The organism is Paenibacillus sp. S25 (assembly GCF_019454085.1).
GTDB classification, from domain to species: domain Bacteria; phylum Bacillota; class Bacilli; order Paenibacillales; family Paenibacillaceae; genus Paenibacillus; species Paenibacillus polymyxa_B.
Window position 1 is genome coordinate 5,534,893 of sequence record NZ_CP073683.1, and the last position, 13,856, is coordinate 5,548,748.

At 46.6% G+C, this 13,856-nt stretch carries 13 protein-coding genes; 3 read left to right on the top strand and 10 right to left on the bottom strand.

Features of this window, described 5'->3' with window-relative positions; all coding sequences use genetic code 11:
* From KAI37_RS24265 to KAI37_RS24285, 5 genes are all read right to left on the bottom strand, one after another.
* The gene (locus KAI37_RS24265) at positions 1-408 is read right to left on the bottom strand and encodes a DoxX family protein (protein ID WP_028540751.1); all 408 of its coding nucleotides are present in this window, start codon (positions 406-408) and stop codon (positions 1-3) included.
* 119 nt (positions 409-527) lie between these two features.
* A complete protein-coding gene (locus KAI37_RS24270) occupies positions 528-1,388 on the bottom strand; it encodes a M56 family metallopeptidase (RefSeq protein ID WP_220030382.1) in 861 nt (286 codons plus the stop codon).
* Positions 1,389-1,390: 2 nt separating this feature from the next.
* A complete protein-coding gene (locus KAI37_RS24275; RefSeq protein ID WP_023990807.1) occupies positions 1,391-1,804 on the bottom strand; it encodes a BlaI/MecI/CopY family transcriptional regulator in 414 nt (137 codons plus the stop codon).
* A 146-nt stretch (positions 1,805-1,950) separates the two neighbouring features.
* Positions 1,951-2,790, bottom strand: coding sequence for a winged helix-turn-helix domain-containing protein (locus tag KAI37_RS24280; RefSeq protein ID WP_071643454.1), 840 nt, complete (start codon positions 2,788-2,790; stop codon positions 1,951-1,953).
* A complete protein-coding gene (locus KAI37_RS24285; RefSeq protein ID WP_023990809.1) occupies positions 2,766-3,161 on the bottom strand; it encodes a Fur family transcriptional regulator in 396 nt (131 codons plus the stop codon). Before KAI37_RS24285 ends, KAI37_RS24280 begins: the two co-directional genes overlap by 25 nt.
* A 187-nt stretch (positions 3,162-3,348) precedes the next feature.
* Here KAI37_RS24285 and KAI37_RS24290 point away from each other — a divergent pair, with 187 nt between their 5' ends.
* The gene (locus KAI37_RS24290; RefSeq protein ID WP_104497705.1) at positions 3,349-3,666 is read left to right on the top strand and encodes a YczF family membrane protein; all 318 of its coding nucleotides are present in this window, start codon (positions 3,349-3,351) and stop codon (positions 3,664-3,666) included.
* Positions 3,667-3,991: 325 nt separating this feature from the next.
* Here KAI37_RS24290 and KAI37_RS24295 read toward each other — a convergent pair whose 3' ends face one another.
* The 3 genes from KAI37_RS24295 to KAI37_RS24305 are packed head-to-tail and all read right to left on the bottom strand — an operon-like array spanning position 3,992 to position 7,985.
* Positions 3,992-5,104, bottom strand: a complete 1,113-nt coding sequence (locus KAI37_RS24295; protein ID WP_220030383.1) for a GerAB/ArcD/ProY family transporter — start codon at positions 5,102-5,104, stop codon at positions 3,992-3,994.
* Between the two features lie 27 nt (positions 5,105-5,131).
* On the bottom strand, positions 5,132-6,307 hold the full coding sequence (locus tag KAI37_RS24300; protein WP_028540755.1) for a Ger(x)C family spore germination protein: 1,176 nt from the start codon (positions 6,305-6,307) through the stop codon (positions 5,132-5,134).
* Between the two features lie 43 nt (positions 6,308-6,350).
* Positions 6,351-7,985, bottom strand: coding sequence for a spore germination protein (locus tag KAI37_RS24305; protein WP_220030384.1), 1,635 nt, complete (start codon positions 7,983-7,985; stop codon positions 6,351-6,353).
* A 224-nt stretch (positions 7,986-8,209) separates the two neighbouring features.
* On the opposite strand from KAI37_RS24305, the gene KAI37_RS24310 reads away from it, so the two are divergent.
* On the top strand, positions 8,210-9,301 hold the full coding sequence (locus tag KAI37_RS24310; protein ID WP_220030385.1) for a diguanylate cyclase: 1,092 nt from the start codon (positions 8,210-8,212) through the stop codon (positions 9,299-9,301).
* Positions 9,302-9,388: 87 nt separating this feature from the next.
* On the opposite strand, the gene KAI37_RS24315 is transcribed toward KAI37_RS24310, so the two are convergent.
* Both KAI37_RS24315 and KAI37_RS24320 read right to left on the bottom strand, forming a co-directional pair.
* On the bottom strand, positions 9,389-9,886 hold the full coding sequence (locus KAI37_RS24315) for an Rrf2 family transcriptional regulator (RefSeq protein WP_025720321.1): 498 nt from the start codon (positions 9,884-9,886) through the stop codon (positions 9,389-9,391).
* Between the two features lie 66 nt (positions 9,887-9,952).
* Positions 9,953-12,904 carry a glycoside hydrolase family 3 protein gene (locus tag KAI37_RS24320; protein WP_220030386.1) on the bottom strand — a complete coding sequence of 984 codons (2,952 nt, stop codon included), beginning with the start codon at positions 12,902-12,904 and terminating at the stop codon, positions 9,953-9,955.
* Positions 12,905-13,138: 234 nt separating this feature from the next.
* On the opposite strand from KAI37_RS24320, the gene KAI37_RS24325 reads away from it, so the two are divergent.
* Complete coding sequence (locus KAI37_RS24325) at positions 13,139-13,609, top strand: AbrB/MazE/SpoVT family DNA-binding domain-containing protein (RefSeq protein WP_076292715.1); 471 nt, start codon at positions 13,139-13,141, stop codon at positions 13,607-13,609.
* Positions 13,610-13,856: the final 247 nt, after the last annotated feature.

Genomic DNA, 13,856 nt, shown 5'->3' on the forward strand with positions numbered 1-13,856 from the left:
TTAGACCTGTACGTTACTGTTTTCAGCCTTTTTACGGCCAAATAACTGATCCACTGCCAGAAACCGTCCACCGACAAGCGCTTGCTGAAGGCTGGTGAACAGAATCAGCAGATCAAATTCAATCGAGCCAAAAGGCTGTCCTTTTTTAGCAGTTAGCAATACACCGATCATAACGATAGTCAATGCCGCTCCAGCCAGCCGTGTTCCGATACCCAGAACCAGTGCAATACCCCCAACCAGCTCAACGGTAGCGACCACAGGAGCCATCCAGCCAGGGAGTCCGATGCTTTGGAAGAAACCAGAGGTTCCGTCTAATCCCTGAAACTTTTGTGCACCGTGAACGATAAAAATAACCCCTGTAAAGATTCGTACCAACAACAATCCAATATTCATAAGCGTTTGATTCATTTGCTCATCTCCTTTTAAGTTGTATAAAAATTCTGTAAAAAAAACTACATAGTGTAGTGTATTGAACATCGAGAATCGGGAGCGCGAAAAGCGCCACCCGTAAGAAACATCTTGTCCAACTAGATTAGCGCCAGTGCGAACATAAGTGTCAGCATCACTAGCACATAGCTGGAAAACATAATCGAACGCCAAGGCATTTGAATGACAGGTTCTTGCTGAGGGTCTAAAATACGTGAGATACGATAATTAATGGACGTTTCTGCAAACGAGGAACAAGCGGCGGAGTTTACCAGGCGAGTATTGGCAGGCGTCATACTCAGAAGCTTGAGCAATGCGCTCCCAATCCCAACTGGGGAACCAGCTCGATGAATCGCTTCGTTATCAGCCAAAATTTCACGGGCCGTCTTATAATGATTGGTAATGTGACGCAGTACCGGCAAGTAAAATAGCTGTTTAGCACACACTTGCAGCAACCAGGTCTTCAACGGATCATAATGTTTCATATGATAGGCTTCATGGTATATGACCGCTTCTTCCTCGTGCTTGTCCAGTACGGACAATAGGGCAGAGGACAATACAATACGTGGCTTCCATAATCCCATGGTGAAGGCGGCTGGCTTGGCATAATCAATGACCCATATCCGATCGGTCCCGAGTTCACGATATCGCTCACCCAGTGCTTCGGTCAGCGGCAGGTCACGCATTCGGTGCAGTCTGCGAAAAGCTGCCCTGGTAGCCATACACTGTCTGACTGCTTCTCCTCCGGCGATAGTGAAGGTAACGAGAACCAGCCCGCTGAGCGCATCCACCATGTAGCCGATTCCGTAGTGCTGCAACAAGCTTCTGCATATTTGAAACACGTTATAATTCAATTTCCAGCCGAAAACATGCTGCCCGGCGTACATACCCATCTGCATAAGGGCGAAACCCGAAATCAAGGCGCCTGCTGTAAACAGTAATTTAGAACGTGTTTTCCACATCGCTACATATCCTTTTTCCATTGTTTAATTTTTTGTTCCAGACGTTCGATCAACTTCGGATCGGCCACCTCCAGAGCATCAATCATATGATTGACAGCAAGCGGACCAAATTCATCCACCAATTCGTGACTCAGTCCCTTGGATTGCTCATCCATGAACTCATCCCTGCTTAATACTGGACGATATAAAGACGTTCTCCCACGTATACTCTTACTCAGTATTCCCTTTTCCACTAAACGGTTCATCACGGTCATTACCGTATTGAAGTTAAAGTCCCGATCCCCCTCCAACGCGGTCTGCACTTCTTTGATACTCCGATCCGAAGTGGACCATAAAATATCCATAATTTTGGCTTCCAGAGGTCCGAAAAATCGGTTAAGCCCGGTTTCGCCAGCTTTAAAATTCAGTCGTTTCATAAGAAGCACCTCACACTACCGATTGTAGTGTATATATCCGGCTAAAGTCAACCGTCACACCTAATGTCAGTTTCTTCATGGAATCATATACAAACCGCCGAATGTCTCCATCCGACGGAAATTCATCGATATTCATAGCCTTTAGTTCAATCTGCCAATCTGTATCCTACACCTCTTACGGTTGCAATATATTCAGGTTCCGCAGGTCGATCATCCAGCTTCTTGCGCAAACTTTTGACATGCACATCTACAACGTTGCTGCCTCCTACAAAATCCGTCTCCCAGATATCGTGCATCATTTGCTCGCGGGAGATCACTTTGCCTTGAGCATCAATCAGCTTCAGCAGCAAATCGTATTCTGTTTTAGTCAGATTCAATTGACTCTCTTCTTTATATACCAGCATTTTATCTCGGTCAATCCAGATGTCCTTGAATACCGTACGACGGCTGGCTTGCGCTGCCTGACGGGAAGCTGCAGGATGGCGTACAATCATCCGTTCAATGTCATGCACCATATGATTGGAAGCCAGCGGCCACACCAGCACCTCTTCTGAAGGGAGCAGCTCATGCGCATGTACAGACACCCGATCCTGAACCACATACATAACCGGTGTGTCTTTCATGTGTTCTACCTCGAGACGATTGCGGATATCCAGTAATTCACTCTGTGGTTCGGTGGCGGTCAAATCGTAAATCAACAGATCGCTTCCCAGATGACGCTGCACTTCAGGTTCCCAGCGATGAAAAACCATCACATCAAAACACGCATCTGACAACGTACGCACCAACCCATGAACTACACCCGGTACCGAACTGATCAGAATGATACGACGTGTAGTCGGACAATACAAAGGCTCATTGGAAGGAACCGTCTGCACCGTAGGTGTAGAGGGAGCTGCTAACATCGATGTCCAACTGCCCTTCACCCGTCTAGGCATATCAGCCACTTTGAAACGATTCGTTATCTGATTCGTTTGCTTTGACATTCCTTACACACTCCTCCGAATACGACATGGGCATGGGCAATATTATACCCCGTTTCATGCGCAACCGTGTCAATCCAATCATGTGGGACTTCACTCATCACTTCATCTACTCGGCCGCATACCTGACAAATAATATGCTGATGATCGTCCATCCGTCCGTCATAACGACTAGCAGCTTCCCCCAACTTCAATTCACGGATTAGTTCCTTATCCGTCAAATAACGTAGGGAATTATATACTGTTCCATAGGCCAGATTATATCCGCGCTCCATCAACCGATTCATAACATCGGCCGCAGTAGGATGATCGTGGGCTTCACGAACCACATCATATACCGCTTGGCGCTGTGAAGTTAAATTTAAAGTTCTCATACCGCATCTCCCTTAACCAAAGCAGATTATATTAATTACAAACTTAAAATCATATCAAATATCAATTTAGAATAAGTATAAATCTTAATTTATTTCAAGTCAATGGGATCGGATAAATTGAACGACTTTGCAACACAATGTATACATGGTACATGCTTGGCTTATATAAATATCGGAGGGATGCTTGTTGAAAACACTTTGGATATTCATGCTTTTTATGCTGCTAATGCTAGGAACAAGTATGTCGATAAAATGGCTTTTTGGTGTTCATCATCCTTGGGAGCCTATTTCATTGGCTTTTCTCACGATGCGACCATCAGAATATATCGTCCTGATAGGAATGCTCATGGTGCTTCTTATAAATGTGGGCAAAAAGCAAATAGGAAACGCATTTCGCTTCCTTTTCTCACAATGGTCACGTTTCCTTAAAGTTTCTACTTCCTCCTCTGCCTCTCCGCAAGAGAGTCATCAGAAAGAACAAACAAGGGAAAACATAAACAAATAATGGATGAATATAGATGAGGGACAGTGCTGCACATTCGCAAAGGTGCTTAATAATGGAAAGATCGAGCGTTCCGTTATACTCGTACCCAGCACGGTTACATTTAATATTGCAACTTCAACTAATACGATACCTCCGGCTAGAATACTCCCATATCCAGCTTTGATGAGCTGTGAAGGCCTTTTTACGCAGAGAATCATCAGAAAAGCCACGACCAGGCTTGGTATTTTTTCAGTAAAGATAATGACCGCATTTCCATGAATAAAATCGAACATCAAAATGAGCATTTGACCGATACTGTTGTATGTTTTGTCGGCAAGACAATGTCTCATGAGACATTGTCCTCTCCTTTTTTATTTCGGGTCTTTCTCAGCCCACACACGATTAGCAGCAAGATAGGAAAAAACACGGCAAATATCGGAAACAGCCATTTCAGCACTAACTCGCCTGTTTGAAGGTGATCTTGATAGTTCAGTGTCATCAATACACAAGAGACTAACATGATAATCCCAAATGGCAGGATCAGTTTATCGTATGACATTCTCAATACATCCTCTGCGGCTTTAAGCGCGGCATAATAGAAGATGAAAATTTTAAAAAAATCAAAGATAATAACGCTCATAACGCCGATGACATCCACTCTGTCGATAAAATCAGATATTTCGACCTTGCTGATCATCGAGAGTAGCGGGTAAGTCGCCCGTTTAAACACATCCTCTCCCAGTGCAAGCACATTAGACAGTGTAACAATAGACAGGAGCAGCCCTCCGAACAATATAGCAGAGACCCCTACCCCATTGGCACGATAGCCCTTTTTTAATGTGGGAAGAATCATCGCAAACGTAACCATCTCGCCGTACGGTAGCATCACGGCTTGCGAATAAACAACTTGCCATATCGGCTGCCAGCCATGCTCGGCTATGGGCAATATATTGCCCACATCTACAATGCCTGCCAACAAAATTAATATATTCGTAGCCAGGCCCAGCAGTAGCAGCAAAATCAACATGATGATGGCCGTTCGGCCTGCAACCTCGATTCCCAAATACACCACATACATTACAAGTCCAATCATTAAAGCACAAATGACTGTCAACGGCGTATGCTGAAGTGTCCGGTCGGCAATCAGGATCCCCGTGTCCCGAAGATCCCGTGCTCCGCCGTAAAGAAAAAACACGATATATAAAAAAGCAAGCGCACTCCCTGCTTTCTTGCCCAAAAGGGTTCTGCAGTACTGTGTCATGAGCAAGTCGGGAAAGCGTCGGTGAAGGCTGCCATAGCATACAAAAAGCATTGCCCCCAAAACCGTGGAAATGAGGATGGCGATCCATGCATCCTTGCCCGCATTCCTTCCGGGAATAGACATCATGGATGTACCCATCTCAAACAACACCATAAGAGAGATCATCTCTTTTGCACCTATCTGTACCCTTTTTTTCATGGCCTTCCCTCCTTGTTCTATTTTTCACTAGTCTGATTCCCCCTTGGAATATGGGTTAGTCCGCGACTGAGTGTGTTTCAGTATAGAAGTCACTTGAATACGAACGGTACTTTCCGCAAAATAACGGCTCCAATCGTGAGAGAGCCTCTTCCATTGTTGGGGATGGCTCCTCTCCAGCGCAAGGCCAAAGCCTATTACATCGCTGCGGGTACGCTGAATGTCCCTGACTGTTGAAGCGATTACTTTTTTCGTCTCCTCTGTCCATTGCTCCTGCAGTCTTTTCATCGCCTCCGGACTCTGTAAGTTAATCGAGCACTCGGCTTCCTGTACTGCCCCGGTCTGTTTTAAGTTAATCACAAAAATAGGCTCTCCTTGCTCCATCCGAGTGTGTATCTTGGTTGCAGAAAACAAGGTTTCGATGCCAATGGTTTCCCTATTCTTACCGCAGCTCAGTGTTGTTTGGGCACCTTTCACCTTGTTGTTGATCATAGACAGTCCAATGGCCTGGTCATCGTCCAACCAGTGGACAAGCCGATCCTTTTTGAACACCCCCATTCCGTTAATATGAACAATGGCTTTCGGTAAAATATTGTCCACATTGTTCTTGCTTGCAGCCTGCTCCAAATTCCCATTGACCCCTATGCCCGTCAGCACAGGACCGCCACCCTTATGAGACATGCTGCGAATGACATCGTCGATAGTCACCGCGTAATCCCCGGCATACAAACGCTCCGATGTTTCCAGCTTTCCTGAAATATCATTGGCCGGAATACGGCCGATCGCGGTCATGATTGCCAGTACATCCTTCCCAGTATTACCGCGTGCCACCAGCATTTTCACCGGCAACCGGATTTCTGTAGACCTTTCCAAAGAATCCATCATATCGCCGATTCCAGCCCGTGCCAGCTTTTCACCAATAACGACCAGTTTGGTGTGCGCCAAAGAAATGATCCTCGGAACCTTTTGTGAGGCTCTGCGGAGCGCTTGAAACAGATTTTTTCCCTTTTCCCGATACAAAACGACAGGAGTATCTCCTCTCGCTTTGGCTCCGGCGATTTCATCTGCCACGATCACCTGTAGGGAAACTTCGTAATCTGACTCCCCAACCATATCAATTCCTATCCCCGCTACTACTGCTCTCTGGTTTAACTCCACAGAATCCCAGCAACCGGATAACAAGGGAGCGAACAGTAACAGGACCAAACACAGTCTCCCTATACTCCCCTTAAAGGTTACTGCCCTTTGTTCATTCCTCTTCCCCTGATACACCCTGATTGCCCCCCTCCTGCATCGGTGTGGTTTTATCAGAAGGGGAATTCCCGCTTCCATCCTTCATTCGTTTCTGGTTCTTAGACGTTATGCTTTTAGGACGTTTCTTCATCATCCAAAATGGGAGTCGCAATACGGCATCCTTTTGACTCTCCAGCACAAAAGGACTGAAAGGCGCCATGTAGGGCACCCCGAAGGAACTTAGACTGTTCATATGAGCAATCAACGCAATCAGCCCCAATGTAATGCCGTATAGCCCCATAAACGCTGACAGTATCATGAAAATAAACCGGCACAATCTCCCGGCCACTGCCATGTTATAGGCTGGGATTGCGAAACTGGCTATTCCTGTCAGGGCTACTATAATTGTGAGCAGCGGGGTGACGACTCCGGCTTCCACGGCCGCTTGACCCAACACAAGCGCACCAATAACGGATACCGTTTGACCACCCGCACGCGGCATTCGAATACCCGCCTCACGCAAAATCTCAAAGGTAATCTCCAAAATAAACGCCTCTAGAAATGCCGGAAAAGGAACGGATTCCCGCTGAGCCAATATGCTGATCAGTAGTGGAGTCGGTATCATTTCATAATGGTATGTTGTTAAGGCAATGTAGAGAGAAGGCCCCAGAATAAGAATAATGAAGCTGATATATCTAATGAGCCGAACAACAGTCGCCATATCGTAACGCTCTTCATAATCCGAAGAACTCTGAAAAAATTGGGCAAATATTGTAGGCATCACCAGTACAAACGGAGTCCCGTCTACGATGAGCGCTACTCGGCCCTCCATAATATTGCTGCTGATGGTGTCGGGTCTTTCCGTGTTAAAAATCGTTGGGAATGGTGTGAAATGATTTTCCTGTATCATCTCCTCAACCATGCCGGACTCAAATATAGCGTCAATATTGATGTTTTCTATCCGTTTACGAACCTCATCTACGACGCCTGGATTTGCAATATTCTTCATGTACAGCATGGCTACATTCGTGAGAGACGTGCTTCCCACTTGGAACATCTCCAGTGTAAGATCGGAGCTTTTAATCCGTCGCCGGACCAGAGAAATATTCGTGAACAGGGATTCTACAAATCCTTCTTTCGGTCCTCTGACGACTGTCTGTGTTGTTGGCTCGCTGACTGCGCGTGTCTCTCCCCCACGCGTGCCGCACGCAATGGCTTTTTCGCAGCCTTCCAATAAGATGATCGTGTCCCCCATTAACAGTTGTTCCATCATGGAACTCCAATCATCGCAGTCCGTCACTTCTCCCAGTGCAAGCGCATGACTCTGTATTCTTGCGTACAGCGCTTCTGCATTCTCCGCCTCAGCAGCCACTTCAGCAGATGGGCGGCTAAGCATGGATCTCATGATGAGTTCATTCACCGTATCCGTTTTAGCCATACTATCCAGAAACACAATAGCGGCGGGAACATCCGCCCTCAGCCCTAATTTAAAGCGGCGAATCAGAAAGTCTGGGCTATCTGATGTCAATTTCTTAATTTGCTGCAAGTTGGTTTCCAAACAAGTATCGATTTTTAAATAGCGCGGAGAATTTTCATTGTTCTTGCCCGCACCCGACTTTTTATTATGTTTGCGATAGGGATAGCGAATCATGAGCAAACCTCATCTCCAGTAAGGCAGCAATAGATACCGCCCATTTTTCCTTATTCTTGTATCTTTGGAGTATGCTCAATCTATTCCCAGTTATGCACCAAACACATGAACGAAACGTTATAAGCGCATCAACGTAATAAATTTCAATAAATTCTTCATTTTCAAGCTTAATGTCAGTTTTTTTGATAAAATGAAGAAATATGCCTCTCGGGAGGGTTAGCATCTTGTTCAGTACGTTTTTTGTAAATACCTGTATCCTTGTCACCTTTTTGTACATAACTGGCCTCATATCACAAAGATATAAAATCCGTCTGCACACCTTGAAGCGTAAGATACATTGGATCGGAGGCGCTCTTTTTGGGTGCTATGGCATTGTTATGATGTACTATTCAATTCCAGTAGGGTTTAATACGATTGCCGATCTTCGTCATTTGGCCATCGTAGCTACTGCAACGTACATCGGCGGCCCAGCAACGCTCATGGCTACCCTATTTATATGTGTAGGTAGATTATTGCTGTTTGGTATTAACGCTCAAGCCATCGTAGGCGCTATTTTTATGATGCTCGTTGGGCTGGGGTGCGCTTTGCTGTCACATCTGTCCTGGTCACGTTTACCTAAGCTGATCATTATGAACGTTTTTGCTTTGGGCATTATATTCTGTCCCCTTATGATTAATTTGAAAAATCTTGATGATGTTCTGCACGTTTATCCGCTCCAATTCTTCATTTCCATGGTCGGCGGATGTCTGCTGTATCTCATTGCTGAATCTATCAACACATCCAATGAGCTATTACTTCGTCTGGAGCATACCTCCTACACAGACCATCTCACTAATTTAAGTAACAGAAGACAGCTTGAGTTCTCATTGGAAGAGAAGCTCCCTCAAGCTCGCCAACGTCATGAGCACTTATCTGTACTAGTGTTGGATATTGATCACTTCAAGGAAGTCAACGATACCTATGGGCATGCAGCAGGAGATGCAGTGCTGCGCCAGCTTGGGCAAATTTTAATGGAAAAATGTCGTTCTAATGATGTAGTCACCCGCAGCGGGGGGGAAGAATTCACCGTGCTTTTGCCTAATTGTGCTTTTCGGCAAGCGTTGCGCATAGCTAATCAAATTCTTAGTGGAGTAAATCAGCACGAGTTTATTTTAGCGGACGGTCTTGTTCTCAAGGTCACGGTGTCCATCGGCGTGACGACTTTTCCTGGTACCGGGGAAGATATGTCCGGGGCAGCCCTGTTAGAGCAGGCAGATAAAGCACTATACGAAGCTAAAAATGCAGGACGTAACCGGGTTTGCTCGTATGAAATATAATTTGAGACATGACCATTTCATAGAAATAGCCGATACCCCCCTCTCTTGAGAGTCGTATCGGCTATTATCATTTTGAATGAAAATGTGTTAATCCCTCTGGGAAGGAGACTTGGCATCCTTATCTTCATTATGATTGCATTTTCCCACCACGAGTGATGTACGATTGGCAAGCGAAGCCAGCGTATGGGACCCCCATACTTCCAGCATACGTCGTTCGCTCTCGGCTAAAATTTCGGATACGGCTATCGCCAACTCCTCACAAAAAGGATTGGTTTCCGGTTCATGCATCATACCCGGGAAAATCGGATCACATATTTCAATGGCGTGGTATATATCGGCAAGTGTAATATGGTCGGCCGAACGGGTAAGCACATAGCCTCCCTCACGACCTTCGCGTGCTGCAATCAAATCTGCCTGTACAAGTCGCGTCAGCACCCTGCGCACCAAAGTGACTTCGCAGTCAATGGAACGGGCAATAGAACCGCTGGCACAGAGTTCTCCGTGCTTTTCCAAATAGACAAGCGCCTTTACCGCCACCCCAAGCCATTTGGGCGTTGCGGTGCGTAGTCGTTTTTCACTATTCAAATGAGATGACACCCCTAAGCTGTAGAAACTTCGTTGAATGCATTGTACGTGATGTCAGAAGTAAGTTCAAGCCTGAAAGCCGGAATCCTCTGTAGCATTAGCGCCCAAAGTAAAATGAGCTAGCCGCACTTCTCCGCTCAACAACAGGTATACATCACGTGTGCCAGAGACTGAATGTACCGCTTCCGAAAGCGTAACCCAGGCTTGCGCTCCTCCTGTATTACCCACGTTCACACGTGCCACAGCTTCGCTGTCCGGTGCATCCAAACGCAGCTCAATTGTGGCATCGCTACTGTCGCCTGACACGCGGCACTGAAGCTCAACCACACTCACCGTATCCATGTCTACGCCATGAAAGGCAATCCAACCGGAACGTTGAGGTGTGCGCGGACGCACACAGGCCTCCCTTTGCTCCTTGCTTTCATCCAGTACGATGTCGGAGCAATCATCAAAGTTTTCAGCGCGGATACTTCGTCCGGCTTGGCGTGGTGGAATAACTTCGCCACGAACGTACACAGGGTGCTCTAACCGGATATCTGCTGAGGAAGCGCCTGCCAGCAGTGTATATTCACCCGATTCAACGCAATAGCAATCCCGTGTAACATCCCAAATCGCCCAATCCTTCATCCGAATCGTAAAGGAAACCGTTCGCGTCTCACCTGCCTCTAAGCGAATCCGTTGAAAACCGCACAATGTCTTCAATGGTCGCTTTACTCGTGAGGCACCAGGCCGTACGTAGAGTTGTACAACCTCTTCACCAGCAGCTAAGCCCCTATTCGTCACCTCTACCCACACCTGGAGCGTATCCACGGCATCCAGTGCGGCAATAGATTTTACGCTATCCTTTGGGGCATCCGTACGCAGGTCATTATATTCAAAAGGCGAATACGTCAATCCATGGCCAAACGGATACAAGGATTCACCTTCAAAATATTGATAGGTACGACCACCACGAATAATATCGTAATCTTTGATGTCGCCCAATTGATCCTCGCTCTGAACCCAGGTCATGTTCAAACGCCCCGCTGGCGCGTAATCTCCAAATAACACATCCGCTATTGCCGTACCATGCTCTTGTCCCGCATGAGATGTGTATACGATCGCTGGAATATGCTCCTGAACCCAAGGGATGGAAAATGGATAGCTGCCCGTCAGAACCACAATCGTATTCGGATTGACGCGATACACTTCTTCGATAAGCCGTTGCTGGGAAGCTGCCAGTTCCAAGCCTGGGCGGTCATTCTCTTCCTTTCCATTGATGAGCGGATGATTTCCAACAAATACAATTGCTGTATCTGCCGCTTGCGCAGCGGCTATCGCTTCCGCTAAACCATCAGACACCGTCTCTACCTGGAATGTTTGGCTCTGTCCTGAAACTGTCGAGGCTGTCGAGGCGTTACTCTCTACAACGTTAAGTGCAGATTTTTCAGCCTCCACTACCTTTAATGAGCCCTCCGTTCCGGCAATCACTGGTTTGCCATTCCATGTTGTCCACAGATGCTCTCCTTGTCCAACAGGAGTCAGCCCAAAGACCTCTTTGACATACCAGCCATACGCTTCATCAGCTGTCACACGGAGCGTTTCCTCATCACTCGTCACGTAAGTACCCAGATGCTCATCATGTAACGTCACACTGCCATAGCCCCAATCCGTCATGGTCAATACTGTGGGCTCTCCATCCTGGGATAGGCGCATCTCGCCAGAAGAATCAACTGCGAGCTTCGCTCCGTCATTCGCCGCCGTCAAGGTCACGCGATTCTTGGCATCACGGTACACGACGCGTTCCTTTGCGTCCTCGCCTTCCAGCTTGGCACGAATCGCCTCCAGCGGTGTAACCCGGTAGGGCAGCGTACCGGAATACCAGTCGCGGTATACCTCATTGCCATGCGTACCAATGACCGCTACTTTGCCACACCGGGCAGGGTTCAATGGCAAGAGTTCATGCTCATTTTTAAGCAGTACGATCTGCTCCCTCGCAGCACGCAACGACAATTCACGGGCTTGCTCTGTCATGAGAGCTTCCTCTCCGATCGAGGTATAGGGATTGTCTGCCGCTGGGTCGAATTCCCCCAAACGAAAACGGACACGGAACGTATGGAACAATGCCCGATCCAAGTCTTCTTCTTGTAGCATTCCTTGCGCCAAAGCTTCTCGAATCGCCTGCTTGGAAAGCTCCGCATCATCTGTAATGCTGTCAATTCCCGCTCGAATAGATTCGGCCACGCCAGGCGTATGGGAATCGTAATACTGATGATCATTGACAATCCCCATGACATCACCCGCATCACTTACAACAAAGCCGTCCATCCCCCATTCGCCCCTGACAATATCGTTAACCCCATGATATAACGTAGCAGGCGTTCCATTAATCAGGTTGTAAGAAGTCATCATCGACTGGGCTCCGCCTTCTGTAAAAGGCTTCTCAAAGGCTCTTAGGTAATATTCTCGCAGGTTTCGTGGGTCTATACTGGAGGAGCCGATTCCCCGGTCCACTTCATTGTTGTTACCCAGAAAATGTTTTAAAGTGGCAACCGCTTTCAAATATACCGGATGATCCCCCTGTATGCCCTTGACTAACTCCTTTGACAACTCTCCCGTCAAATACGGATCTTCGCCGTAAGCTTCCTCATTGCGCCCCCATCTCGGGTCACGCTCCATGTCCACCGTAGGTGCCCACAGGGTCAGACCGTTTAATTTGGGATCACGGCGATAGTAAACACGTGCCTCATCTGCAATAACAGAGCCGATTTGGCGCATTAATTCCGTATCCCAAGTACATGCCAATCCTACAGGATGAGGAAATGAAGTCGCCTCACCCAACCACGCTATCCCGTGTGCCGCTTCCGTACCGTGCTTGTAAGCTGCGACTCCCAATCGGTCAATGGCCGGCTGGTATTGCAACATGGATTCAACCTTTTCCTCCAAGGTTAGTCGCGACACGAGATCCCGTACACGCTCATCCAGGTGAATCTTCGGATCTTGAAATAAATATTCGATACCCGTTGTTTCATGACTCATATCCTTCATCTCCTTAGCTTAATTAAGATGATAAAAAGTACTTTTATGAAAACGTTTTAATATATCATAGCTAAAAAGGAGTACCCCGGCAACAATACCGAAAACATCCTATACTGGATGAAAGAGAGACCCCGGCATAAAGACAAAAAAAGTTGTATTTTACCTTCAATATACAAAGCTAAAAATAATATTTTTTGGTATAATCAGGATATATCATTGAAGGAGGAAGCGCTAATGAAAAATACCGGAATGACAAGGCCTCTGGATCAATTGGGGCGGATCGTACTCCCTAAGGAAATGCGCACCACAATGGATATCAATATCGGTGATTCACTTGAATTTTTCGTAGATGAAGAAGGATTTGTATTAAGAAAATACACGGGTGTCTCCTGCAAATTTTGCGGCGCGGTGGATCATTTAACATATTTTCGGGACAGCTTTATTTGCGCAGAGTGCATCCAGGTATTAAAGAACGATGAAAATGTGCATGCCACAAGCACCGATGCTATCCAGGCTCAAGAACATTCCAAGCCGACCCGAACCAACACAACCTGGCAGCCCAAGCAATCTAGAGTGCAGCAAGGTGAAATGGTAAAAAAGCTACGCAAGCTGATTCAGGAACACCCGAACCTGCCACAAAAAGTGTATGCCGAAATGCTAGATATTTCCCAAGGCCGGGTGTCCCAGTTGAAAAAGCTACTCTAAACCTTCTCAAAACAATATCCCAAGATCATATATTATGTACTCGCAAGCCTATCATTTTCATCGTAACTATGATTGCCAGATATAGAGTAAGGTACATATCCGTGGATGTGTCCCTTACTCTGTATCTGGCTTTTTTATACCGCCCACTCCTATCAATGTGACAATAGTCACATACTCTCAATGTTTACGTATATACAATATATAGATCGAAACAATTGGTTAACACAAGATATCATCAATATGTTGT